This is a genomic window from Anabaena sp. EIM26 (assembly GCF_057568715.1).
Window position 1 is genome coordinate 2817566 of the sequence record NZ_CM172472.1, and the last position, 25954, is coordinate 2843519.

At 38.5% G+C, this 25954-nt stretch carries 23 protein-coding genes; 13 read left to right on the forward strand and 10 right to left on the reverse strand.

All coding sequences use genetic code 11. The features are described 5' to 3' along the window. Positions 1-18: 18 nt before the first annotated feature. On the reverse strand, positions 19-420 hold the full coding sequence (locus tag AC012T_RS12260; protein ID WP_487066092.1) for a fasciclin domain-containing protein: 402 nt from the start codon (positions 418-420) through the stop codon (positions 19-21). A gap of 120 nt (positions 421-540) precedes the next feature. Here AC012T_RS12260 and AC012T_RS12265 point away from each other — a divergent pair, with 120 nt between their 5' ends. Continuing rightward, complete coding sequence (locus AC012T_RS12265; RefSeq protein WP_487066094.1) at positions 541-1491, forward strand: putative 2-dehydropantoate 2-reductase; 951 nt, start codon at positions 541-543, stop codon at positions 1489-1491. 7 nt (positions 1492-1498) lie between these two features. On the opposite strand, the gene AC012T_RS12270 is transcribed toward AC012T_RS12265, so the two are convergent. The 3 genes from AC012T_RS12270 to AC012T_RS12280 are packed head-to-tail and all read right to left on the reverse strand — an operon-like array spanning position 1499 to position 4480. Further along, positions 1499-2200, reverse strand: a complete 702-nt coding sequence (locus AC012T_RS12270; RefSeq protein ID WP_487066096.1) for an actin-binding WH2 domain-containing protein — start codon at positions 2198-2200, stop codon at positions 1499-1501. Positions 2201-2219: 19 nt separating this feature from the next. Next, the gene (locus tag AC012T_RS12275) at positions 2220-2924 is read right to left on the reverse strand and encodes an actin-binding WH2 domain-containing protein (RefSeq protein ID WP_487066098.1); all 705 of its coding nucleotides are present in this window, start codon (positions 2922-2924) and stop codon (positions 2220-2222) included. A gap of 14 nt (positions 2925-2938) precedes the next feature. Continuing rightward, positions 2939-4480 carry an FAD-dependent oxidoreductase gene (locus AC012T_RS12280; RefSeq protein WP_487066100.1) on the reverse strand — a complete coding sequence of 514 codons (1542 nt, stop codon included), beginning with the start codon at positions 4478-4480 and terminating at the stop codon, positions 2939-2941. 205 nt (positions 4481-4685) lie between these two features. Here AC012T_RS12280 and AC012T_RS12285 point away from each other — a divergent pair, with 205 nt between their 5' ends. Beyond that, the gene (locus AC012T_RS12285) at positions 4686-5687 is read left to right on the forward strand and encodes a mechanosensitive ion channel family protein (protein WP_487066102.1); all 1002 of its coding nucleotides are present in this window, start codon (positions 4686-4688) and stop codon (positions 5685-5687) included. Positions 5688-5797: 110 nt separating this feature from the next. On the opposite strand, the gene AC012T_RS12290 is transcribed toward AC012T_RS12285, so the two are convergent. Then, complete coding sequence (locus AC012T_RS12290) at positions 5798-6823, reverse strand: AI-2E family transporter (protein ID WP_487066104.1); 1026 nt, start codon at positions 6821-6823, stop codon at positions 5798-5800. Between the two features lie 605 nt (positions 6824-7428). Here AC012T_RS12290 and AC012T_RS12295 point away from each other — a divergent pair. From AC012T_RS12295 to AC012T_RS12335, 9 genes are all read left to right on the forward strand, one after another. Continuing rightward, complete coding sequence (locus AC012T_RS12295) at positions 7429-8751, forward strand: DUF2254 domain-containing protein (protein ID WP_487066106.1); 1323 nt, start codon at positions 7429-7431, stop codon at positions 8749-8751. 73 nt (positions 8752-8824) lie between these two features. Then, positions 8825-9094, forward strand: a complete 270-nt coding sequence (locus AC012T_RS12300; RefSeq protein ID WP_487066108.1) for a hypothetical protein — start codon at positions 8825-8827, stop codon at positions 9092-9094. A gap of 147 nt (positions 9095-9241) precedes the next feature. Beyond that, complete coding sequence (locus AC012T_RS12305; RefSeq protein WP_487066559.1) at positions 9242-11461, forward strand: CHASE2 domain-containing protein; 2220 nt, start codon at positions 9242-9244, stop codon at positions 11459-11461. Positions 11462-12051: 590 nt separating this feature from the next. Then, positions 12052-13437 carry an ammonium transporter gene (locus AC012T_RS12310; protein ID WP_487066110.1) on the forward strand — a complete coding sequence of 462 codons (1386 nt, stop codon included), beginning with the start codon at positions 12052-12054 and terminating at the stop codon, positions 13435-13437. A 196-nt stretch (positions 13438-13633) separates the two neighbouring features. Beyond that, positions 13634-14503 carry an SGNH/GDSL hydrolase family protein gene (locus AC012T_RS12315; protein WP_487066112.1) on the forward strand — a complete coding sequence of 290 codons (870 nt, stop codon included), beginning with the start codon at positions 13634-13636 and terminating at the stop codon, positions 14501-14503. Between the two features lie 75 nt (positions 14504-14578). Then, positions 14579-15778, forward strand: coding sequence for a 4-hydroxy-3-methylbut-2-enyl diphosphate reductase (locus AC012T_RS12320; RefSeq protein WP_487066114.1), 1200 nt, complete (start codon positions 14579-14581; stop codon positions 15776-15778). Positions 15779-16098: 320 nt separating this feature from the next. Then, the gene (locus tag AC012T_RS12325; RefSeq protein ID WP_487066116.1) at positions 16099-16530 is read left to right on the forward strand and encodes an EamA family transporter; all 432 of its coding nucleotides are present in this window, start codon (positions 16099-16101) and stop codon (positions 16528-16530) included. A gap of 1007 nt (positions 16531-17537) precedes the next feature. After that, positions 17538-18218, forward strand: coding sequence for an oxidoreductase (locus tag AC012T_RS12330; RefSeq protein WP_487066118.1), 681 nt, complete (start codon positions 17538-17540; stop codon positions 18216-18218). 8 nt (positions 18219-18226) lie between these two features. Then, positions 18227-18622, forward strand: a complete 396-nt coding sequence (locus tag AC012T_RS12335; protein WP_487066561.1) for an oxidoreductase — start codon at positions 18227-18229, stop codon at positions 18620-18622. Between the two features lie 64 nt (positions 18623-18686). On the opposite strand, the gene AC012T_RS12340 is transcribed toward AC012T_RS12335, so the two are convergent. Continuing rightward, complete coding sequence (locus AC012T_RS12340) at positions 18687-18959, reverse strand: hypothetical protein (RefSeq protein WP_487066563.1); 273 nt, start codon at positions 18957-18959, stop codon at positions 18687-18689. 376 nt (positions 18960-19335) lie between these two features. Between AC012T_RS12340 and AC012T_RS12345 the strand changes: the two genes are divergently transcribed. Further along, positions 19336-21690 carry a hypothetical protein gene (locus tag AC012T_RS12345; RefSeq protein WP_487066120.1) on the forward strand — a complete coding sequence of 785 codons (2355 nt, stop codon included), beginning with the start codon at positions 19336-19338 and terminating at the stop codon, positions 21688-21690. A 131-nt stretch (positions 21691-21821) separates the two neighbouring features. Here AC012T_RS12345 and AC012T_RS12350 read toward each other — a convergent pair whose 3' ends face one another. Further along, entirely contained in the window at positions 21822-22010 is a 189-nt protein-coding gene (locus AC012T_RS12350) for a hypothetical protein (protein ID WP_015214348.1), read from the reverse strand. Positions 22011-22853: 843 nt separating this feature from the next. Here AC012T_RS12350 and thrC point away from each other — a divergent pair. Further along, a complete protein-coding gene (thrC, locus tag AC012T_RS12355) occupies positions 22854-23945 on the forward strand; it encodes a threonine synthase (protein WP_487066122.1) in 1092 nt (363 codons plus the stop codon). Between the two features lie 280 nt (positions 23946-24225). On the opposite strand, the gene AC012T_RS12360 is transcribed toward thrC, so the two are convergent. From AC012T_RS12360 to vapB, 3 genes are all read right to left on the reverse strand, one after another. Further along, entirely contained in the window at positions 24226-24810 is a 585-nt protein-coding gene (locus tag AC012T_RS12360) for a Uma2 family endonuclease (protein WP_487066124.1), read from the reverse strand. Between the two features lie 138 nt (positions 24811-24948). Beyond that, complete coding sequence (locus AC012T_RS12365) at positions 24949-25335, reverse strand: type II toxin-antitoxin system VapC family toxin (protein WP_487066126.1); 387 nt, start codon at positions 25333-25335, stop codon at positions 24949-24951. Between the two features lie 2 nt (positions 25336-25337). Next, positions 25338-25613 carry a type II toxin-antitoxin system VapB family antitoxin gene (gene vapB / locus AC012T_RS12370; RefSeq protein WP_487066128.1) on the reverse strand — a complete coding sequence of 92 codons (276 nt, stop codon included), beginning with the start codon at positions 25611-25613 and terminating at the stop codon, positions 25338-25340. Between the last annotated feature and the right edge of the window lie 341 nt (positions 25614-25954).

A 25954-nucleotide genomic window follows, 5' to 3' on the forward strand; every position in this document is an offset into this window, starting at 1 on the left:
GCTTTAGCCCTAACTAAATTAACCCATTAAAATCACAGTATCAATAACATGAATTACACCATTATCTGCATCAATATCTGCTGCTAAAACTTGGGCATTTTTTACTTCAAAACCATCTTCACAATTAATTTTTATGGGGGAACCTTCCACAGAAGTCACCGTACCCAGTTTACTTAAATCAGCTTGAGTTAGCTTTCCGGGAACAACATGATATGTTAAAATTCTTGCTAACTGGGGAATATTTTGTAATAAAGTTGTAATTGTACCTGGGGGTAACTTCGCAAACGCCTCATCAGTTGGAGCAAAAACTGTGAATGGGCCTGGACTTTTCAACGTTTCCACTAAACCAGCCGCTTGCACAGCTGCTACCAAAGTTTGAAACGAATTATTACTAACTGCAATATCAACAATATCAGCCATTTATGTCACCTTATCTCTGCCAAAAGTTCTAAAGAATAGTAAATCATGTTTAACTTTTATTAACTCACATCTTGCTACAATATCCTTCTATGATTTTCCTAAGATTTTTCTATAGATGAAATGGGTAAACGCACATACGCAATTATCGGGACTGGTGCATTAGGCGGTTTTTATGGCGCTAAACTGCAAAAAGCTGGCAATAATGTCCACTTTTTACTCAAAAGTGATTATCTACAAGTAAAGCAACATGGTTTATTGATTGAATCTAAAGACGGTGATTTTATCCTACCCCAAGTCAACGCCTACAACGACGCAGAGAAAATGCCTCGATGTGATGTGGTGGTAGTAGCACTAAAAACAACTCAAAACCACTTGCTACCACAAATATTACCATCTGTCGTCAAGCATGATGGGGTAGTCTTAGTATTACAAAATGGAATTGGTATAGAAGCAGAAATTTCCCAAATTGTCAGCAACACTCATATTTTAGGTGGTTTATGTTTTCTTTGTTCCAACAAAGTAAGTCCAGGACATATTCATCATCTAGACTATGGACAAATTACCCTTGGTGAATATGCATCTAACTATCTCCCCACTGGAATTACAGATAGAATGCGGGAAATTTCAGAAGATTTTCAAAATGCGGGGATATCAATAGAACTAGCAGAAGATTTACTATTAGGACGTTGGAAAAAATTGGTTTGGAATATTCCCTACAACGGATTATCTGTGATTCTCAATGCTACAACCGACGAATTAATGGCAGATATTCACACCCGTGAGTTAGTTAAACAATTAATGTTTGAAGTAGTCGCAGGTGCAAAAAGTACAGGAAGAATGATTCCTGATAGTTTTATTCAAACAATGCTTGATTATACAGTAAAAATGACACCATACCGCACCAGCATGAAAATTGATTTTGATGAATGTCGTCCTTTGGAAGTAGAAGCAATTTTTGGCAACTCATTAAATAAAGCAGAAGCAGCAGGTGTAAATTTACCGCAGATTCGTTGTTTATATCAACAGTTGCAGTTCTTAAATACCAAAATACAAAATTCTGTCTTAACTTAAACTAATTCTACTTAAAAATTGTTGATATTGCATTCATAATATCTAGATAAAAGTTACCTTTGACTGCCCGAAATAACTCAAATTTAGTACCTGGCGCACCAAAAAAGGGACGAAGAAACCATCCTAATTGCACACCCACAAAACCATATAGCAATAACCATGATTTTAAAATTGTAGTCCGAGTTTTTTGTCCAACTTCATCTTGTTGAGACAGTAACTGCATTCCTTCATAAAGAAACTTGACACCAAAAACACCTGTGATTGCAAAAATTAAGACATTTAATAGTTTGAAAAACTGATATGAATCAGGTGCTGTAATCATAAAAAACAGCGTCACTGGTGCCAAACTAAATAACAGCACACTAATTACTGATACTGCTGTGAGTAAGATGACAAAATGCTGTTTGAAGCTACTACGAGAACCAAATAAAACATTAAAAAAGAACAATGTAGGGAAACAAATAATCAGTGTTAATAAATAGAAAATTGGGAGTTTAATCGCACCGGATAATGATTGCGGCCAACTGTGAGATGCACCGATAATTGCTCCATAAATTGCAAAAAATATAGAACTGGTAACAAACAAAGAACTGATTTTATATGGTAATCTGACTTCTTGGCTAATTTCTTCTAAAAAACCTTGGCGATTTCTTAATAAACTTAGTAAAACACCAAAGTGTTTTTTCACATAAGATTGTTGTTCTATCATTTTAATTTCCCCTGAGTAATTAACGAATTCCTAAGATATGACCAAGAGATTGCAGCACACTCAAATAAAAGTTCCCTTCTCTTTGGCGGAACAATTGAAATACAGAATCTGGTGTGCCAAAAAAAGGTCTGAGAGTCCATCCTAATTGACTACCCACGAAGGCATAAAGAAATAACCAACCTTGGATAATTTTTTTGCGTGTTTGACTACCTTCATCTTCTTGTTCTAAAACTACACTAGTAGCATTATATAAAGAAGAAATACCAATAAATCCAGTTAGGGAAAAAATAATGACATTTAACAAAATCAAAAATTGATAATTATTTGTAGTCATTAAAAAAAACAAGGCAATTGGTGCAAAACTAAATAGTAGAACACTCGTAACTGCAACCGCTGTTAACACTAAGGCGAAATATTGACCAAAGGTGCGCTTTGAACCAAAAATAATATTAGAAAAAAACAAAGTTGGCAGACAAATTAACAGAGTTATTAAGTAGAGTGCTGGTAATTTTACTGCTGAAGATAAAGCTTGCATCCAGCTATGATATGCACCAATTATTCCACCATACATTGCTATAAATAGGGAACTACAAACTAACAGAGAAATAATTTTGCTTGGTAATCTTACACCTTGACGAATTTCTTCGAGAAATACTTGACGTTCTCGCAGTAATTTAATCAAGACGGCAAAGTATTTTATTCTAATAGATTTACGTTCAATCATCTTATCCTCAGATATTATTCACAATAATCACTACCGGAACCAAATTTCCAAGCATCAACCAAACGATGCCAATAATATTGTTGTTTTTCTGGTAATACATCAACTAATGATTTAAAGATGGGATTTATAGAAAACAAGCCAGTATACACACCTAAATTAATATAATGTAATATCCAATCAAGTAAACTATCTAAACCAACTTGCGGAATTATTTTGGCGACTAATACAGGATGTGATAAACCAGTTTTTAACAAAGTTTGTGTTAATGCCCCACACTGGACTATATCTTGTAAAAATGGTTTTAAAACAGGTGTACCTAGCTGTTGCATTTCTTGAAAAACGGCAGCGAGTAATTGATTAATTTGATTGGGGGCAATTTTTTGATTTATACCCACACTCATGGCTTTCTGAAACAACCAAGTTACACTCAAACTAGGTTGATATGGTTGCAGAAGTGCTAAAGATAAGGCAGATAATTGATCAGTTTTTAGTGCTTCATCAATACCATAAGTTAATCTTTGTAAATGACGCACCATAGCCCCAAAACCACCAAAACTTAAAGGTGATTGATTTCCGCTACTATCTCCCACTGGTAAAATGCGATGCCAAGGGGTTTTGAGAGGACTTTGACGATAACTGGGAAAAAAACCAAATAACGCTCTTTTAAAGTTGAGTTGACTAATTTCCACGCCTTGATATTCTGGTAAAAGACGGAGATATTCATCAAACAAAGTTTCTAAACTTAAGCGTTGGGAATTTGCATCCATATAGGTAAATAAATAGGTTGTTCTCCCATCTTTAGCGGGAAATGCTTCCCAAAAGTATTGGCATTGATTTTGCAAAGCCGTGAAAGATAACAACAAATCACCTGCATCATTTTCCGGAAATCCTTCAGCACAACTTCCCACAACTAAACATAGTGCATCTGGTTTTTTTCCTTGACGCGCTTGTTGACATATTGGTGAAAGATTTCCCATTGCGTCAAGTAATAATCTGGCTGTGAATTTATTGTTTACAGTGATTCCGTTGGGGTGAACTACTGCTGCGTTGAAGGGTGTATTTTCAAATAACTGACCTCCGGCAGCGAGAAAGCGGGTTTTTAAGGTTTCTAATAAATAAACAGGATCTACACCAATGTTGAGGACATCTTCTACCCAAACCTCTGTGCCACCTTGAAAGCTAACTCGTGCTGGGTTATATTGAGTTGCGATCGCTCTTTCTAATTCCATCTCTGTCAGCAAGTCCAATTCTCGAAACACTTCCAACTCTTTGCGGGAAATATTCCATTCCTGTTCCCTCCCTCGCAAAAAACCTCTTTCTAGCAACGCTACACGCACACCCCGCACTGCTAAAGTGCAACCAATCAGAATTCCCAAAGTTCCACCGCAGATAATCACATCCCAGTCTACAGAGTCTAAAGGCTGCTGGTTTTCTTTAACTACATTTGGGATAGTTGCATTATCTGCTCTTAGGGATGTTAATATGCGGTCAGTACGACGTAAACCACCTAAAACATCACCTGGTAGTGGGGAAAGAATCTCTTCAGTTAAAGACATAAAATTTTATTCCAGTCAATTGTATATTATTAATCCTATCGTTTCCCTAAGTAGAAAATTTCACAAAGTTGTCACATTTTACCAAAACTGACCCAAAAATTGGCTTTGTCTACCTATTAGTCAACTAATCTTTCACCCTTAGTCAGATTTGAATGGCATAACTTTTTAACTATTATCAGTAGCGACTAATAAGTAAGGCGACTACATGAAAGCAGAGTTATCTATACTTTGGGATAAATCGCAAGCAATGATCGATGGATTTATAGTACTGCTACCTAATATCATTTTGGCGTTGATTGTTTTTACCATTTTTGTTTATGTTGGTAGAGCAATCAAGCGATTAGTTAAACGTTTAACTCGTCATTACCGCTATGCACGTAATTTAGGGATGGTGTTGGGAAGATTAGCACAAGGTACTACTATATTAATGGGTTTATTTGTATCTCTTTCGATAGTTATTCCATCATTAAAAGCAGGAGATTTAGTACAGTTATTAGGAATTAGTGGAGTAGCAATTGGTTTTGCTTTTCGGGATATTTTGCAAAATTTCTTAGCTGGTATTTTAATTTTATTAACTGAACCTTTTCAAATTGGTGACCAAATTGTTTTTAAAAGTTTTGAAGGCACAGTAGAAAATATTCAAACAAGAGCTACAACTATTAAAACCTACGATGGTCGGCGAATTGTCATTCCTAATTCTGAATTATTTACTAATTCTGTAACCGTGAATACTGCTTTTGAAAACCGCCGTCTAGAGTATGATATTGGTATTGGTTATGGTGATGATATTGAGTGGACAAAGCAGTTAATGATGGAAGCATTATATAGTGTAGATGTAGTGTTAGAAGACCCCGCACCTGATGTTTTAGTAATGGAACTAGCTGATAGCGCTGTGAATATCCGTGTTCGCTGGTGGATTAACCCTCCGCTGTGGTCAGATGCTTTGGATTCAAGGGATAAAGTAATATCTGCAATTAAGCAAAAGCTATATGTGGAAAATGGCATAGATTTACCTTATCCAACCACACAAGTTTTATTTCATGATCAAACAGAAGAAACAGATGGGGATAGATCCCGTCAAAGAGAAGGTTGGCCAGCAGGAAAAGCGGAAGTTCCTAAACCTCAAAGTATCAGTTCTCTCAGAAAATTGATGGAAATGCAAAATGGTAATAGCAAAGTAGATTCTCAAAGAGAAAATCATGAATAGTAGTTCAGAGGGAAATCTGATAGCGGTTCTCGGTTGAGTGAGATACAAGAACCCCACCCCCAACCCCCTCCCTGCAAGCGATGAGGGGGCTATAATGTATGTAATTTTATCTACTGACTATGCCAGTGGTCTAGTATATCTTTAACTAAAATTTCTTTGATCAAAATTTGGAAAATAATTACTAAGGGAACGGCTAAAAATACACCTAGAAAACCGAAAAAACTACCAAAAATAACTACTGCTAATATTGTAATTGCTGGTAATAGTGAGACTTGACTTTTCATGATTAAAGGTAGTAAAATTAGACTTTCTACCTGTTGAATACCAAAATATAAAATTATCACTCCAACTGCTTTCCAAGGAGATTCATTGAGAGCAAGTAGCGCAGGTGGAATTACACTCAAAGTTGGCCCAACATTAGGAATAAACTCTAATAATCCTGCCAAAAGTGCATTGATTAACGGTAATGGTATTCCTAAAATCAATAGCCCAATATAGCTCATCATAGCTATTATTAACATGGTTAGAAGTGTGCCTCTAATCCAACCAACTAAAGAATTAGCACACTTGCTCAAAATATCATCAACTCGTGGACGATAAAAGGCAGGAAATAGCATAATAAAACCCTGTCGATATTCGCCAGGGTTGACTAGAAGCATAATAGTTAATACAAAGAAAAGCAGTGATCCTAAAACAATTGTGAAAGAGCTATTGAGTAAAACAAAAAAGTTTCTAAGTATTTGATTCGCCCAAGTTTGAATATTTTGAGTTAAATATTGTAGTCCTTGAATATTTTCTAAAATATTATCTGGGATAACACGAATTAACCAATTATTCCAAGAATGAATTCTTTCTAATGCTATTGGCATTAGATTACTAAATTGTTGCAATTGTTCAAGAATAGCAGGAACAATCAATAAGGAAAAAATTACTATTATTACTAATAACAATCCAATAGAAATACTAACAGCAAGGCTTCTCCGCATCCTAAATTTCTGTAAAAATCGCACTTGTTGGTTTAATACAGTTGCTAAAGCTACAGATGCAAATGCGATTAAAATTATTTGCCGAATTTGCCAAAGAATATAAAGAGATATAACAAGTGCGAGTAAGCCTAGCCATTGCCCAAAACGCACAGTGTTGCCTCCATAATTTCAAATTTGTTGGTGAGTTTCTACCTCTTGATCGAGCATACTGTTTTTTTATTAAAAATAAAACTTTTGAAAGACTGATTTTTGCAATTGATTTCATAAATATTTTATACCTATTTAATTAAATATTAAATATATAATTACTTCTCAAGTCTGATGCCAATTAAATGGATAAGTTTCTATGTTGTTAATGTGTAATATTAATGTGGGAATATCAATATGGCTTTGTATATAGCAATTCCCAAGCTCATGAAATACACCCCACCCGCGCTATCGCGCACCCTCCCCTTACCAAGGGGAGGGTTGGGGAGGGGTAATTTTGTATCTAACTAGAGTGGGAAAGGCTATATAATTAAAGTTATGAACAAAGATTTTTGAAAATGAGGAATATAAGTGCTGTGGAAATGCGTTAGAGGATGTTTGAAAAGTGGTGATTGATGTATTAAAAACTTTAGTTCCTCCCTTGGGGGGTTAGGGGGGATATTGATACAAGCGTAGACTTTGCAAACACCCTTTTAAGGAGTCAGAAGCAAGAGAAGCAGTCCCTATTTCTTTACTTACAAAGTAGATGCTCACTAAGCTGGTAAATCATGAATAATATCAAGTTAAACAAGCTTTGGGATGCACTACATTCTAGTTACTGGTTTTTGCCTGGTGTGATGACATTATTGGGGGTGGGTTTAGCGATCGCAATGCTGACCCTTGATAGTGAAATAGGATTTAAAGACCTCGGTTGGATTTATACAGGTGGCCCTGATGGTGCTAGAGAGGTATTATCTGCGATCGCTAGTTCAATGGTAAGTGTTGCCGCTACAGCCTTCTCTATCACTATTGTAGCTTTACAACTAGCTTCCGCTAACTTCGGCCCACGACTGTTGCGGAATTTTATGCGCGATACTGGCAATCAGATTGTCCTGGGTATTTTTCTCTCTACGTTTATCTATTCTTTACTAGTTCTTAGAAGTATTTACGGAGAAAACTATAACCTATTTGTCCCCCATTTATCGGTGACAGTCAGTATTGCGCTGGCAATTATGAGCATTGGGGTGCTAATTTACTTTATTCATCATGCATCAACTATTATTCAAACATCCCACGTCCTAGAAAGTGTTAGTAAGGATCTACACAAAGCTATTGATAGAATATTTCCAGAAAAAATTGGACAAAGTAAAAATTTAAATTATCCACATTTAGAAGAAATTCCTGTTGATTTCGATTTACAAGCTGAATCAGTTCCATCTGATCAAGATGGTTATTTACAATTAATTGATAATCATGCCTTGATTAAAATAGCTCGTGAATATAATATCTTAATCCATATTCAATATCGACCAGGTAATTTTATTATCAAAGGTCATCAATTGGCAATGGTTTATCCTGGTGAGAAATTAAATCATAAACTCACAAAAAAAATTAAACAGGTTTTTATTCTAGGGAAAACCAGGACTGAACAACAAGATATAGAATTTCCTATTTTGCAATTAGTTGAAATTGCTTTGCGTGCTATTTCTCCATCTGTGAACGATCCATTTACAGCAATTTACTCTATTGATAGACTTTGTGCGGGACTGTGCCAGTTAGTGCAGAGAGAAATTCCCTCAGCTTACTGCTACGATGAGGATCATAAATTGCGAGTCATTGCCGAACCTGTGACTTTTGAGGAGGTGGTTAATGATGCTTTTGACCAAATTCGTCAAAATTCCCGTTCTGAAAAAGCGGTGACGATGCATTTACTAAAAGCGATCGCTATTATTGCCAATTTTACCCACAATCCCCAATACCATGCAGTTCTGCGTCATCATGCTGATATGATTGAGCGTGGCAGCCTGGAAACCTTGCCAGAACTACAAGATCGCAAAGATGTCCAAGAAGTTTACCATCAGGTGATACAGGATTTAACCAAAAATTTGTGATTGTGGCGTACATCCAGTATCATGCAAGCTGTTTAACCTATAAATAGAGTTGCTTCCATACAGGGGAAAAAAGATGAGGGTTTGGCTTGCCTGTTTTTTTGTATTATTTGCCTTAGCGGAATTTTTTGACTGGGTGAAAGAATTATCGCTACCCTTACCGATATATATTTTAGGAGGAGCATTTTTAGCGGTTGCTTCCAACTACGATAAAATTGTCGGTTCTTATTTCAGTAATGCTATGGCTGAATTATTACCTGAACCACCTAAATTAGATTCATCAACACCAATTTCTTTATCAATGCTAAATTCCATTGAAGAGGTTCAAAAAACTCAAGAGGAATAAAAAACACTTACAGCACAATTCTAAAATCAAGAGTCAAACTGGCTTGGTGTTTGGCTTGGAATTTAGATTCTGTATTTCATGTATGTGAAATCTGCTGTATATTGCAAATATTATCATCTACCACATCCAGGCTACTGCCGCAATACAGTGATTAATGGACTTTTAGCAAGATTTCGTGCAGTTTTCGTCACAGATAAGGTTTCACGTCCAGTTTTTACTTCCTATAATTGGCTGTCAATTATTCTCCTGACTAGCGTGGGAGTGACGGTTTCAGTATGGGGAATGCGGGGACTGAAATGGTTACAAGCTGGGGAGTTAAGCATTTATGACCAAATGCTGCGAGATACTTCACAATCCCAGAAATCTCCTTTTCCAGAACCACTTGAAAGGCGAATTTTATTAGTTACAATTACTCAAGAAGATCTGACACGCGAAAAATGGCCTTTGTCAGACCAAACTATCAACAAATTATTAGAAAAGTTAGAATCTTATCAACCCCGTATAATCGGGTTAAATATTTACCGCAACGAACAAACAAATTTAGGTACTAATCTCCAAAAGCAAGATAACATTATTGGTACTTGTTTGTTAAGTAATTTCGGTAGATCGGAAGTACCGCCACCACCTAACTTTCTTATTGAAAACATTGGCTTTGACGATGTAGTAACTGATAACTTTAATGACCAAGTTATTCGGCGTAGTTTATTATTTACCGAAGCTACAAATACAGATTATAAATGTCAAACACAGTTTTCTTTTCCGGTTCTGTTAGCGATTAAATACCTAGAAAAAGAAGGAATTACATATAATTTTAATAAAAATAAAGAACTGCAAATAGGTAAAACTTTATTTCCGCGTTTAGATCACAATGCCGGCAGTTATCAGCATACAGATGCAGATGGCTATCAAATTCTATTAAATTACCGTCACCCACATAATTTTGTTCAACAAGTTACTCTCACACAAGTTCTATCAAATCAAATTAACCCCAATTGGGTAAAAGATCGCTTGGTAATTATTGGGACTACTGCGGCTAGTGTGCATCCTGGTTACTATACGCCTTATAGCGGTTTGCCAGACCAACCGGCGAGAATGCCTCGTGTTCTAATTCATGCTCAACTAGCTAGTCAAATTCTCAGTACAGTTCTAGATGGAAGACCTCTAATTTATTATTGGACTGACTGGGCTGAATTTTTGTGGATTTGGGTTTGTGCCTTGGTGGGTGCGGTTTTGGCATGGCAATGGCGACATCCTTTGTTGTTATTATTAGTGGCGAGTTTTATTCTTTTCAGTTTGTTGGGAGTTGCTGCTGGTCTTTATCTACAAGGAATATGGATACCATTATTTGCACCTTCTTTAGCGGTAGTTTTAAGTAGTATTACTATGATGCTTTACACGAGTTACCGAACTCAGCAGGAAAATCAGGCGATTTTGTTGCAAGTAGAAAAACAACAAGAAGCGATCGCACAATTAAGCCTATTATTTGATCAAGAAACAGCATTCCCATCCCAGTTTAATTACCTGACTATCTCGGATATATCCATACCTAAAAACGATGCTGCACTTTTGGCTGGACGCTACAAAATCTCTAAATCTCTTGGTTCTGGTGGTTTCGGTCGTACTTATTTAGCAGCAGATACCCAACGACAGGGTAATCCTATTTGTGTCGTTAAGCAGTTAATGCCTGCCCGTCAGGATACCAAATTTTTACAAGTTGCCCGTAGATTATTTAATACTGAAGCTGAAATTTTAGCTGTTTTGGGTAAACATCCTCAGATTCCCGAATTATTTGCTTATTTTGAAGATAATCAAGAGTTTTATTTGGTGCAAGAATATATTTCTGGTCAAACTTTGAGTGAAGAATTACTACCCCACCAAGGTGTTAAAAGCGAAGTTTTTGTAGTTGATATGCTCAAAGAAATTTTAGAAATTCTAGTATTTATACATCAATATCATGTCATTCATCGGGATATTAAACCAACAAATATTATGAGATGTGCTGAAAATAATAAACTGGTTTTGATAGATTTTGGTGCGGTTAAATTAATCCAACCCAGAATAAATGAGGAAACAGAATTAGCCACAGTAGCTATTGGGACAAGAGGCTATTCACCACCAGAACAATTTGCAGGTCATCCCCGCTTATCTAGTGATATTTACGCTTTGGGTATGATTGCTATTCAAGCTATCACTGGCATTTCACCGCAGGAATTACAACCAAATCCAGAGACTGGTAATATTATGTGGCAACACACAACTACCGTCAGCACTGAGTTAGCAGCTATTTTAGAGAAGATGGTTTGCTACCATTTTAGCGATCGCTATCAATCTGCTACTGCTGTTCTTCAAGATTTAAAATCATTGTAAGGAGTTCGGAGTTCGGAGTTCGGAGTCAGGAGTTCGGAGTTCGGAGTCAGGAGTCAGGAGTCAGGAGTCAGGAGTTCGGAGTCAGGAAGAAGAATTAGAAGGAGATCAGAATATTCTCAAATCTGGGTAAATGAACGGTTTTTGATGCTTTCATCGCTTATTTCTTGCACCATTTTTGGTTTATTAAGCAAACCCTATATAGCAGGGAACTCTTAACAGAAGAGAAAAATATTCTTCTTCCTTCTTCTTCTTTCCTTCTCCTTCTTTCCTTCTTCTTCTTTCCTTCTCCTGACTCCTGACTCCTGACTCCTGACTCCTGAATTCTTACCCTACAATCTTTTTTCACCCGATGTCTATTAGTCATTAACAATCACTTCGCCATCATTATATGTATTTTATGAAAATAGATTATGTGAATATTGCATAGGCAAATAATTAGTTGTGCCATTAGCAGCTATGATCAGGATTATTTTTTTGTTAAGGTTTCCCGCAAACTTAAAGTTGAGTAACTTTAAAGACAGAAATAGTATCAAGGAATACGGAAACTACTTAAATAACGTCAAGCAATTGGTGCATAGGAACAAAAACAAGTGCTGAAGAAATTTTTCATGATTGGGGTTTTTACCCTTTTGCTGTTGGGAGTTCCACCGATGGGTAATGCTTTGGCCCAAGCAGCAACAACTCCACCACCTGATACTGGAGATACGGCATTTATGCTGATTTCGTCAGCGCTGGTATTGTTGATGACACCAGGATTAGCTTTTTTTTATGGTGGATTTGTGCGATCGCGCAACATCCTCAACACCTTAATGATGAGTTTCGTGTTGATGGCGATTGTGGGAGTCACCTGGATTCTGTGGGGTTATAGCCTATCCTTTGCCCCTGGTTTACCCTTCATTGGTGGCTTACAGTGGTTAGGGTTGAATGGTGTCGGTTTAGAAACAACCGGTTATTTGGAAGGTTTAGACCCTGAAGATGTTGTTTCCTATGCAGGGACAATTCCGCATCAAGCATTCATGATCTACCAAGCCATGTTTGCAATCATCACCCCAGCTTTAATTTCTGGTGCGATCGCCGAACGAATGAGTTTCCGCGCTTATTGCCTATTTGTGCTAATGTGGTCAACCTTTGTCTATACACCCTTAGCGCACATGGTTTGGGCAAAAGGTGGATTTTTAGGTTTATACGGTGGTATAGGCGCTCTTGACTTTGCTGGAGGTACAGTAGTACATATTAGTTCTGGGGTTTCTGCCCTTGTCGCAGCGATCGTCCTTGGCCCCCGAAAAAACCATCCAGATCGCCTTAGTCCTCCCCACAACGTACCCTTCATATTGCTAGGTGCAGGCTTACTCTGGTTTGGCTGGTTCGGTTTTAATGCTGGTAGCGCCTTATCTGCCGGCAGCATTGCCACAGTAGCATTTGTAGCCACTAATACCTCAGCCGCCGCAGGTGCTTTAATGTGGCTAATTCTAGAAGCACGTTTAAGGGGCAAACCCACCGCCGTTGGTGCAGCCACAGGTGCGGTAGCTGGTTTAGTTGGTATCACCCCAGCAGCAGGATTTGTCACCCCTTTAGCAGCAATTTTCATTGGTTTTATCACCGCCGTCGTTTGCTTCTATGCGGTGAGTTTCAAGCACAAGCTGAATGTTGATGATGCCTTAGATACCTATCCAGTACATGGTGTAGGCGGAACCCTAGGGGCAATTTTAACCGCCATATTTGCGACGACAGAAGTCAACTCAACTGGGAAAGATGGGGTATTGCGTGGTAATTTCGGGGAATTATTCGTAGAACTAACAGCGATCGCTATAGCTTATATCATTGCCGCTGTTGGTACATGGCTAATCCTCAAATTTATTGATGCCACAATCGGACTACGGGTGAAAGAGGAAACCGAAAACCAAGGTTTGGATATCAACGAACACGGTGAAGAAGGTTATAACTCCGAATTTGGCGATCGCATAAACGTTTCCTAACTCTTAACTCTTAACTCGGTACTCAGTACTCAGCACTCAGTACTACAACCGAAGTAACAGCGGAACAGCTTTTATTACCGCTGTTTTTTTTATATTGCTAAAATTTGTGGGACTGATGTACATTTAATTTACTCGCCATGAGATTAACTATAGAATTCATTTAAATTTTTAATTTAGGACTTTTAATTTTTTAGTTGTGTCCACTCCAACCAAAACATTTCCGATCTGGGGATTTTTCTTGCTTGTCACCAACGGTATCCTGATGTTAGCCGTCATCCTGCTGATTTGGCGACAGCAGAAACTAACTACCGCATTTGCAACCACAACTCCCCCAGAACAAGTTAACCTCGTCCCACAAACCCAACCTTTAGCACCAGAGTTAGGCCCTCGCCATAAACTTAGTTACCGACAATGGCTAGATGTCCTCAGACAAGAAGCCGAAGCATCAGCAGAACAACAACCCCAGAAATTAACTGTCCTCGCCGGAGATTCTCTGAGTTTGTGGTTTCCACCTGATTTATTACCCGAAGATAGAAATTGGCTGAATCAGGGAATATCTGGGGAAACTAGCGATGGATTATTGAAAAGATTAGATTTATTTGACCGTACCCAGCCAGAAATAGTTTTTGTGATGATAGGGATTAATGATCTCATTCGTGGGGTCAGCGATGAAGAAATTTTAGCCAATCAACGGCAAATTCTCCGTTATTTGCGTAGAAAGCACCCCCAAGCAAAAATTGTAGCGCAATCAATTTTACCTCATGGGGGAGAGGAAGCAACCTGGGAAGGACGGGAAAAACTCCTGGCTATTCCCAATAGTCGCATTCGCAATTTGAATGACGAACTACAGGGGATAGCCACTCAACAAGGTATCAGATACCTCAACTTACATCCCTTGTTTACCGACAAACAAGGTAATCTCCGTCGGGAATTTACCACCGATGGCTTACACCTCAATCCTCAAGGCTACATAATTTGGCGGACTGCATTGCAGATTTATAGCAACAGAGAATTAGCAGCCCAGTTTCAAGAAAGGCAAAACAAACCAAGTCTAGATCGGATTTAATAAAGAAAGTTAGCCATCGAAATCGTGACTTCGCACGAGAAAATGATTAATAGTGATTTTAGCCACAAAACCAAAATGGATACGAAAGCATTTAAACGCAGCCTCCAACATTCAGAAAATTACAACCGTAAAGGGTTTGGACATAAAGCAGAAGTCGCTAACCAGTTGCAGTCTGAGTATCAAAGTAACTTAATTCAACAAATACGCGATCGCAATTACACCCTCCAAAGAGGCAATGTTACCATCCGACTAGCACAGGCATTTGGTTTTTGCTGGGGTGTAGAACGTGCAGTAGCCATGGCCTACGAAACCCGTCAGCACTTCCCCACAGAACGCATCTGGATTACCAACGAAATTATTCACAATCCCTCTGTGAATCAACGAATGCAAGAGATGGAAGTCAAATTTATCCCTGTGGAAGCGAATAAAAAAGACTTCTCTGTTGTTGATACCGGGGATGTAGTCATCCTACCCGCCTTTGGTGCCAGCATCCAAGAAATGCAGATTTTAAATGATAAAGGCTGCCAAATTGTTGATACAACTTGTCCTTGGGTTTCCAAAGTCTGGAACACAGTTGAAAAACACAAAAAAGGCGAATACACCTCCATCATTCACGGTAAATACAAGCACGAAGAAACCGTCGCCACCAGTTCCTTTGCAGGTAAATATCTGATAGTCTTAAATTTACAAGAAGCAGAATATGTAACAGACTACATCCTCAATGGTGGCAACCGTGAAGAATTTTTAGCGAAGTTTGCTAAAGCTTGTTCTGCGGGATTTGATCCCGACAAAGATTTAGAACGAGTAGGTATCGCTAACCAAACAACCATGCTCAAAGATGACACCGAGAAAATTGGTAAAATGTTTGAGCGAACTATGATGCAAAAATATAGTCCTACAGAATTAACTCAGCATTTCCAAAACTTCAATACCATCTGTGATGCTACTCAAGAACGTCAAGATGCTATGTTAGAATTAGTAGAACAAAATCTAGATTTAATGGTAGTAATAGGTGGTTTTAATTCATCAAATACTACTCAACTACAACAAATAGCTTTTGACCGTACTATTCCTTCTTATCACATAGATTGTGTTGAGCGTATTCAATCTACTAACGCCATTGAACACAGGCAACTAACAGGAGATTTGGTAATTACCGAAAACTGGCTACCAGTAGGAGAAATTGTTGTAGGCATCACTTCCGGTGCTTCCACCCCCGATAAAGTAGTGGAAGATATTATTGAGAAAATTTTTGCATTAAAAGCAACTGTGTAATTCGTAATTACGAATTGCATTACTGAATTATAATGTAAACAAGATTACCCATTTCATGTAGACAGCATTAGGGACTTCCAAAAAATAAAATCCCCTGTTTGTAGGTTGGATTAGCGCATAACCCATCCTAAAATTTTGGGGTAATTTATTTTTTGGTGTTCCCTGACAGTAAATTCTGAAAATACCCTGTGTGGATTTTTTGTCCTCAATCGCAGGATATGCAAAAAATTATACCTACCTTTACTTATAAATGCACAGATTTAAGAATAGACAAATAATGATATTATTTCTCAATAAATACTTATCTACATAAATTATAAATGTTGGATGATGCAAGCAAGAGTGTTTTTTATGCGTTGTTATCGGCATTTTTTGCAGCCTTGACGACCATTTTTGCCAAAATTGGAGTCGAAGCGATTAACCCCAATTTAGCAACCGCAATCCGCACAGTAGTTATTCTTGTGATGGTTTGGAGTTGGGTTTTAATTAGAGGAGAATTCGATACATTTTTGGCAATCACACCCAAAACGTTGTTGTTTTTAGTCTTCTCTGGCTTGTCAACAGGTTTATCGTGGTTGTTTTACTTTCGCGCTTTACAAGTGGGAAAAGCTTCTTTAGTAGCACCTTTGGACAAATCGAGTTTAGTTTTAGTACTGGTTTTTTCAGTACTTTTTCTCCAGGAACCGCTAACGCTGAAAATATTCTTGGGAACATCTTTAATTTTAATTGGTACGCTAGTTGTGATTCTTTGATACCGTTTCATAACTAAGAGGATTTTCAGCAAAGTATTATTTATATAAAAATTTGGCATTTTGGCACTCGTTTACAATAGCGACTTGATACATTACAGAGATTACCAAGATGTTTTTACTAATTATACCGCAGACGGGTTGAACCCCGTCTTTTTTGCTATTTACCAATTGGCATTTTGGCAGAAAATGAAAAAATATCTATGTTAGATTATTATCAATGGCAGGAATTAATAATGATGAAAACAAATAGCATGGGCTGAATTCCCATTCTTATTGTTTGTTTCATTTGCAATCCTGAAAACCTATTGAATTTTATTTGTACTATTTTCTTTCATATTCCAAGGTGTATTGCCACTTTCAAGCTATTAGTGCGGACGGAATAACCCCCCGTCCTTTATTTTTGGTATAGGGTTAAGATAATCATTGAATTAGCGACGAGTACAATAGCGCCATCGCTGATTTGTCAACCGATGACTTAGATCCCCGACTTCTATTATCAAAAATAATATCCTCTCTTATCAGTTTTTAGCCTATTTGCATACATCCTCTAGGAAGATGCCTTAATAAATCAGGACAAGCTAAATTGATTTGGGATGTTGTTATGCACTGGATTTATAGCAAGGTTTGGTGATTAGCCAAACCTTTTTTACATTTATATTTAATATTTATTTAATATTTATCTTTAACTAATTTTGGGGGTTTAATTCCCCTGCCTCTACAAGCAGCAAGTTTTGTGTCGGGGTCTAAATCCCAGTTGCAAAACTTAATTACGAATTACGAATTAAGAGCATTTTTGACATACCTCCTTGTCTTCCTAGTCCTGCCTTCACAGTTAATATTAAAAACCTCCCCTTGTGAGGTAGGGTTCTTGTATCTCACTCAACCGAGAACCGTTATAGTACAGCACGGCAGAAATAAACCAACCATTCTAAATCTCCAAAAAGCTGATGCTGTCTTCGTTTTGACTTCCGCCCTGCGGTACTAGTTCTAGAAGAGGAAAAATGCCAATGCCAGAAAAATCAGGACTGTTCACGCCAGTTAGACTAGGTTCGCTTGACCTCCCCAACCGCATCATCATGTCTCCGATGTCACGTCTGAGGGCTACTACTAACTGTGTACCTACCCCCCTAATGGTCGAATACTACACCCAGCGAGCTTCGGCGGGACTCATCATTACGGAAGGAACACATCCTTCTCCGATGGGGCGGGGTTACACAACCTGTCCTGGGCTGCACAACGAGGAGCAGGTTAGAGGCTGGAGAAAAGTAACAGATGCCGTTCATGCTGCTGGAGGTCGGATATTTGTGCAACTGATGCACGCAGGACGAGTGTCACACTCCTCCCTATTACCTAATCATGCCCGACCGATCGCACCTTCGGCAGTCCCAGTGGTATCTGAAGAAGTTCACGTTTGGGATGGTAAAGTCCCTTTCGAGACACCCCGTCCGTTAGAGTTGGACGAAATACCCTCCATAGTGGAAGAGTACCGCAGAGGAGCAGAACTCTCTATAGAAGCAGGTTTCGATGGTGTGGAACTTCATGCAGCAACTGGATATCTACCCAACCAGTTCCAAGTCAGTGGCTCCAACCAACGCACGGATGCCTATGGTGGCACATTAGAGAATCGAACTCGCTTCACCCTTGAAATAGTCAATGCTCTCTGTAGCGTCCGGGAGCGGGGCGGATAGGGGTCAAGATCGCCCCCGGCTTCACAGTCAACGACACATTTGATGACGATCCTGCCGAAACTTATACCTATGTCGCCAAAGTACTTAATCCACTGGGTTTGGCATACTTGCACGTCGGGTATGACCGAGGTTACGCCAGAGGGACTGCACCGAACTTCAACCCCATTGATCTCCTACGTCCCGTTTACCAAGGAACACTGCTGGCTGTCGGTGGGTTTGATCGACAACGAGGTGATGAAGCAATTATAAACGGGCGGGCTGATGCCATAGTTTTCGGGCGGCTGTTCATCTCTAACCCTGACTTAGTGGCTCGGCTACGGCTCAATGCTTCCCTGACCGAAGCTGATGTGAGGGCGTTCTATGGTGGTAGTGAACATGGCTACACAGACTATCAAACCCTGTAACAACTCAATTGAGCATTCATACAGATAGCTTTCATCTGTATGGATGCTACTCAAACGCCGTAAACTACATGATTTTTGAGGCGATAATACCAATGAATACCGCAAGACCTAGTGATCTGCGAAAATAATTAACGCCTTGAAATAATTCCATCCATGCCCAAGTAAACAACGAGCCATTTGCCAGTACGCCTAACACTGTATTAATTTTGCCATTTGTAAAAATTAGAGTTAGTAAACTAGCTACTGCCCAAACAATCAGCGGTAGGTTTGGCATCTGAGCTAAAACAATTTTGCCATTGCTGTCACGGAAGGTTTTATCAACTAATGTATTTTCCATCATTTATAATTGCAATTCTCTAATATATTGAAACATTGAAGTAAATCTCTTTCCAAGCACCTAATTGCTGAGATTAGAGATTTTAAGGCATATATAATCAGGACTTACGCAAAATGTGATCGAAAACCTGATTCTTCCGTAGCGGTAATTCATGAATTACCGCTACTTTCGGTGTGTTGTGCGTAAGTCCTAATAATGCTGGATCGTGGCGTAACAAAGTTAGATATTAACTTGCAATTGATTCCTGACCGTCGTTATAACGAAAATACGTTAATCTAGCGTAAGTCCTAATCATTGTGGGCAATTACCCAAAGTACGAGTATCAAAGTAAAAATACTCAGTCTGAAAAGACTCTCCGCATTGACTGAAAATTAACATGGCACACAAAAGGCGTAAGCTGAAGCCAAAAGCTGCTCGAACTAATCAGCACCGTGCAGATGAGGCATTGAAAAAGACGAATCAAATATCTCACAAACAGCCTCGATGGCGCAGTTGGTTAATATCAACTTTAGCGCTGACAATTTTGTTGAGCAGTACTGGTATGATTGTGGGTGTTGGCTGGATTAGCATTCTCTACATACTGAATCCAGAACAGATTAGTTGGCTAAATGAAGTTTTACCAAAATGGGCGCAAATCCCTTTGGGTAAGAAAGATGTCTCCTACACACTCCCGGAAATTCAACTCACCTTAAGTAAACAAAAGCGTATAGCTGGGGAAAGTCTATCTTTAGATAATCAGCAAAAAAATTTATTCATCCTACCAGTTTTTCAAAAACGGAACAATTGTCAGTCTGATTGTCAAGAACTTGTGGAACTGAGGGTTTATGAGCTATCAAAAGACCTGGAGTTTCAATTTCAACCACAAAAATACTACCACCTAGTTACGCAACTGTCTGTGACTGGTCTGAAGGAGTCTTTTGTGGAGTCTGCGTTGGGTGACAATGTTGCAGAGTCAGAAACTGAGGAGGGAGGTATTAACTTGCCTTTAACGGAAATAAAAGCTTTAGAAAATTCGACATCACCAGGTTTCTGGTTTTATTTGCGGGGCAATAGCACACAAGACAATGATAATAAAACTGCTTATGGTCGAATTGTTCACTACAATCCACAAAATCGCAGTTTACAGCAGATCTTATCGTGGAAAAACCCTAATGGAAAACTACCTAAATGGCAGGAAGTGACTGGTGGTGGTGCTAAAGAGTTAGTGATAGATCAGACAGTAGGTTTAGAGCCGCATTTGCAAGTTTATCAAGTTAAATCTGGCAAATTAGTTAGTAATTCCCTGTTACTGGAAGCAATTAACCTCAAAAAACCAGAAAGTGAAGATTTTGGTTATAAAAACTCTCTGTTACTAGCCCGCAATGGACTGTGGACACCTGCTGATGCTTGGTTGACATCTCTGGCAAAAGAGCGCAAAAAGCCTTATCCAGAAGCGGCACAGGCGCAAATAGATTTCATTCGCCTGCATTCTCAATTTACCAAAATTCAAGCTGATCAAAGTTGGGCTAGTCCTAGTCAACAAGTGCTGACATATTTACTTGATGGTCGCTGGGAGCAAGCTTTACAGATATTGATAGAATCGCCTGAAAAAGGTAAAGAAATTTATACCCTACTCAAAACAGATAAAGGTAAGTTATGGAATCGGACAACGGTAGCGTTGCGGCTCAATCCTACTAGACGTGCTGTGTTAGCTTGGGCATATCTGATCTTCGCTGTGCAAAGGGGAGAAGATCGTGCTGATTCGTGGATAGAAGGACAAGCAAATATTTCTCAGGAAACTCTACTCTATCTTCAAGGTCTGTTCGCTCAACTCGATGAGCAGGTAAATAATCCTCATGTTAGTCAGATGATTGGTGGGGTAAAAAAAATTACCCAAGTTAATAATGCTGATTGGCTATCAATAGATCCTCAAACCGATTTTAAAATTACGGATAACCAAGTATGGTATCAGGTGGAAGTGAGCGCATTTCATAATGGTACAAGTTGGTTAAGTTACCCGTTTTCTGATTTGCGATTACCAAAAACTCAGACTAGCCAATTTTGGACGAGAGTTTTAGGAATGAGGACTGATAACTCTATTCAGATAGTTGTTTGGGGTAACAATGGAGAACAACAAATCAACACGGCTACTATCAAAGCTGTACAAATGCGGGGCGGGGTGTTGCGACTTTTAGCGGTTGGTGATTCTATTGCCCAAAATGAAAGTAGTTCTATTCAACCCAAACCTCTAGCTTTGACTTCGGCAGCATTAGAATGGGTGCAACCTGCTCCGATCGCTATTCAAGAACTGAATCGACAGAATCCTCAAGGATTACAAGCAATTTTACCGAATGTATGGCGTGCTTTACAGCAGTCTGGGGATATTCCTTCTGGTCAGGTTCCTAGCTTGGAGAAGATGAAAGCACAAATGGGTAGTTGGCCTGTACAGATGGTTGATGTCACTAATGATGGTAATCTTGATGTGGTATTGACTATTTCTGGTTCTGCGATCGCTTCTTTGACTCAGCCAAAAAATGAAAACTTGGGGAATAAGGATGATCAGATTCTCCCCCGGACTCTGATTTTTAGAGCTAATGGCAAGATTATATATACCGATTTTATCCCCAATTCAAAGCAAAATCTGACTGCAATCGCTAAACTGTCTAGTGATCAATCTCTGGCTTTATTGGTGGAAAGTGCTAATACATATACATTAAAGCGCTGGTCAGAAACTAATCAACGCTTTGAATAGTACCGAGTAATGAGTAATGAGTAAAATCAATAGAACTTAACTTCGGCAAGTTTCACTAACCATCCCTCATTTAGCTATTTAGGGTTACTCAGCACTCGATACTCGGTACTCGTTACTCAATACTTAGTTTATTATTCGTGGCTGGAAGATTCTGTCTTTTGGCTCTTCAGGTTCTGTAACTGTTCGAGCAGGGAATCTACTTCGGCTTGCAAATCCATAAATTTCTCTTGCTGATCGTCTCTATAGTAAGCTTTGGTAAGCTTTTTGACTAGTTCGCTATGGGATTCACAACTGGCAACACTGGATGACAAAGTGGACATAGTTATACTCATTTGCAAACTTAAACTCACACCATTGGATATATTATATTGACACTCTCAGGTATAAAGACACCCTCGATTCTTTAATCAACGAGCTAACTTGCTACTGCTGGATGACTCCAACCGGAGTAGAGGTTAATTCTCCTAAAGCGTAAATTCCGGTATGCCCTACCGTACTCAATTAGTTTTTTTGTATTTTAAGTCTGATCAAAATCTAGCTTTCCTAAACTGCTACACCGTTAGGTGTGACTACGCACTCAACCAATTTAGTTAAGTTTTTACGTCGTTTAGTTATACTTAATTTTTAGACTTATTCTCGCACTCACACATTCACCAAAAATTAGGTAAATTAGAGTTGTAAGCGTCGCTTATATCTCAGCCCTAAAGGAATTGAGTTTTACGCTTACCCGCTTACCGAGTAATTCTATAATAATGTCATCTTAATCTTTCTTAAAACATTGTATACTTTCCATCACATAGTCTGATAGGTTTGCTGTTTAGTCATAAGAGACTACGATGATAGTAACTCCATTCCAGAGATAACAGCGCCCTCAGCATGGTAAAGTTATTGACACAATAATTAAAGAAGGAGTCAGGAGTCAGTAGCCAGGAGTCAGAATTAATTAGTGGCGAGTCTGTAGCTTGCTTTCCGCAGGGTATCTCCTACTAAATTCAATATCACTAAATCATAGATTTGGTGGGTGGTTTAAACCCACTTATACATCTGCCAGTCGTATAGAATAGCCAACTGAATTCTGAATTCTGACTCCTGACTCCTGTATTCTGTTTGATAAAATCCCATTTTTCCAATCCCAAATCCTTAGTTAAGAAGTTTAGAATCCTGTGACTTTGAGCTTGTCTATTGCTAAATCTCATCGCCAACCTTGGCCCGGACTGATAGAAGCCTATCGTGAATATTTGCCTGTCAGCGAAAGCACTCCAGTTATTACTCTATTGGAAGGTAACACACCTTTAATCCCAGTGCCAGCGATCGCAGAACGCATTGGAAAACAGGTCAAGGTATTTGTTAAATATGATGGTCTTAACCCCACCGGCAGCTTCAAAGACCGGGGGATGACAATGGCAATTTCTAAAGCCAAGGAAGCAGGGGCTGAGGCGGTAATTTGTGCTAGTACGGGTAACACTTCCGCTGCTGCGGCTGCCTATGCTCGACGTGGGGGAATGAAACCTTTTGTGTTGATTCCTGATGGCTATGTGGCTTTGGGTAAGTTAGCGCAAGCCTTACTTTATGGTGCAGAGGTATTAGCAATTAAAGGGAATTTTGACCGAGCGCTGGAAATTGTCCGGGAAATGGCAGATAGTTATCCCATCACTTTGGTGAATTCTGTCAACCCCTACCGTTTGGAAGGTCAGAAAACAGGAGCGTTTGAAGTGGTGGATGCCTTGGGTAATGCTCCCGATTGGTTGTGTATTCCGGTGGGAAATGCGGGGAATATCACAGCATATTGGATGGGTTTTTGCCAATATCATCAAGATGGGAAGTGCGATCGCTTGCCGAAAATGATGGGTTTCCAAGCTGCTGGTGCTGCACCTTTGGTAAATGGTCAACCTGTAGCGAATCCTGAAACCCTAGCCACAGCAATTAGAATTGGTAATCCTGCTAGTTGGGATAAAGCGATCGCTGCTCAATCTGCCAGTCAAGGCAGCTTCAACGCTGTCACAGACGAAGAAATTCTCGACGCTTATCGTCTTTTAGCCTCATCAGAAGGAATTTTCTGTGAACCAGCCAGCGCGGCTTCTGTGGCAGGGTTGTTAAAGGTCAAAGACCAAGTTCCCACAGGTGCAACAGTGGTTTGTGTCTTAACTGGTAATGGTTTAAAAGACCCAGATACAGCGATTAAACACAGTCATGCTCAGTTTAAACAAGGTATCGCAGCGGATATCAAAGCTGTAGCTGAAGCTATGGGATTTTGAACGAATTTGAGGGTTTTAATTACTCAAATAAGCGATCGCTTACTCTGTTTGAAGAAATCAAGGGCGATCGCTCAATTCAAATCCTGTGCGAACATATAATATTTGATTAGGATTGATACCCATTGGCTTTCATGCCAAAAACTAATTGTTACGCGATCTCCCAACCATAATAGACCTCTGATAAACAAGGTGTAGGGACAATTCATAAATTTTCCCTACCAAGGTTTTCAGGTTAAGCATATTTAATTTTCACGAGATATACAATACTTTTAATTGCTATTTATTGAACAAGAATATCACTTACCTTAATTTCAATTTCTGGAAATACTTCACTTTTAATCAAATCATCACCTCTATAGATAAATTCTTCATAAAAACCTTCTACTAAAGATAAAACCGTAATTTTGTTCTGTACAGGATCGACAATCCAATATTCAGCAATTCCCCTAGCTGCATACTCAGAACGCTTGAAACGATAGTCTCTAACTTCATTTTCAGTACCAGGTGATACCACCTCAATCGCTATTAATGGTGGTGGCATATCATGGGTAATTGTTCCTCTGTTCGTAGTTTCTAAAGCAGCGCGACATTCTTCACCCAAGATTAATAAATCAGGGATTCTTACCTTAGCTCTACGTCCACTTACCTCAATCATAATTTCTTTATATCGTAATAAATGGAGAGGGACTATCTTACCCAACTCCAATAATAATCGCATTGATATATCAGAATTAAAAATTGATTCTGGTGGTATTAAAACTAATTCTCCATCCACTAATTCATAGCGATTTTCAGTGCCATCATCATAGGCATAGTAATCTTCAAAGGAAAAATAATTGACTGGTACTTGAGGAGTTTGAACCATAAATATAATTCCATATCTGAAACAAATTGCACAATCATACCTCTTTTGTTCTTATTATAGACAAATTTTTTATCACATTGCCTATTGCTCCTGATTTGTAAAATTTTATTAGTAGTAATTAAAGCTGTAAGGCAATAGTTATTTCCACAACATCTTCACTGGATAATTGTTAAAAAATTGATCGCAGCCAATAATAGTTAAATTATTATTGATTGCCTGAGAAATTAGCATCCGATCAAAAGGATCGCTATGATATAAGGGCAGATTTTTATAGACTTGTATATCTGCGAATGTCATTGATAAAATTTCAATTTTCAACAAATTTAGAACTTCCAATAAATCTTCAAACGGATTTTGGAGATCAAGTTGTTTCTTGCCAGTCTTAATTGCCATCTCCCAAAGACTAACAATACTTAGATATACTTTGTCTTCTGACAATTCAATAGTGCTTCTAGCTTTGTTCGTTAACTTTGCGTTTCCTTCTATGTACCAAATAAATGTATGAGTATCTAAAAGTATATCCATATTTACATATACTCCTCAAACTCTTCCATTGGTGCATCAAAATCTTCTGATATCGAAATTTTGCTTTTCCAAATGCCAAAACCATCGCGCTTTTTAGGTTGCTTCTCTTCTAAATCTTCTACAGTATCCTTTACAGGCAAATCAGTAATATTTTCATTACTTTGCTTTGCGTAATTATTTCTCAGATACTCTATGTAGTGAAACACCTCAATTTGTAAAGATTCAGGAAGTTTCTTGAGGCTCTCTTCAATATCTTGAAAAATTGTTGTTTGCAGCATAACCATTTCTCCTTACTAAACTATATTTTAGCCAAGCGATAGCGAATCGCTCATCAACAGATCATGAGGTAAAAAACCTGGTTTCTGATCTTCGCTTTTTCTATGGAATGTTATGCAAAGGTGAGGACAAGGTTTTTTGAATTAATGTACCTCACTATCTTAACTATCACTACATACATCATAAACTCCTTGTCTGACTTGTGATCATAGATGCTGTTTTATATGAGATTTATCACTACACCTTGAATTATTTCTGGTATATTCTGATAAAAGTAATTTTAACTATCACGAAACTAGTAATGTAGTTATCAGTGTTTGCGAAGCCGATACTAAACTACGGC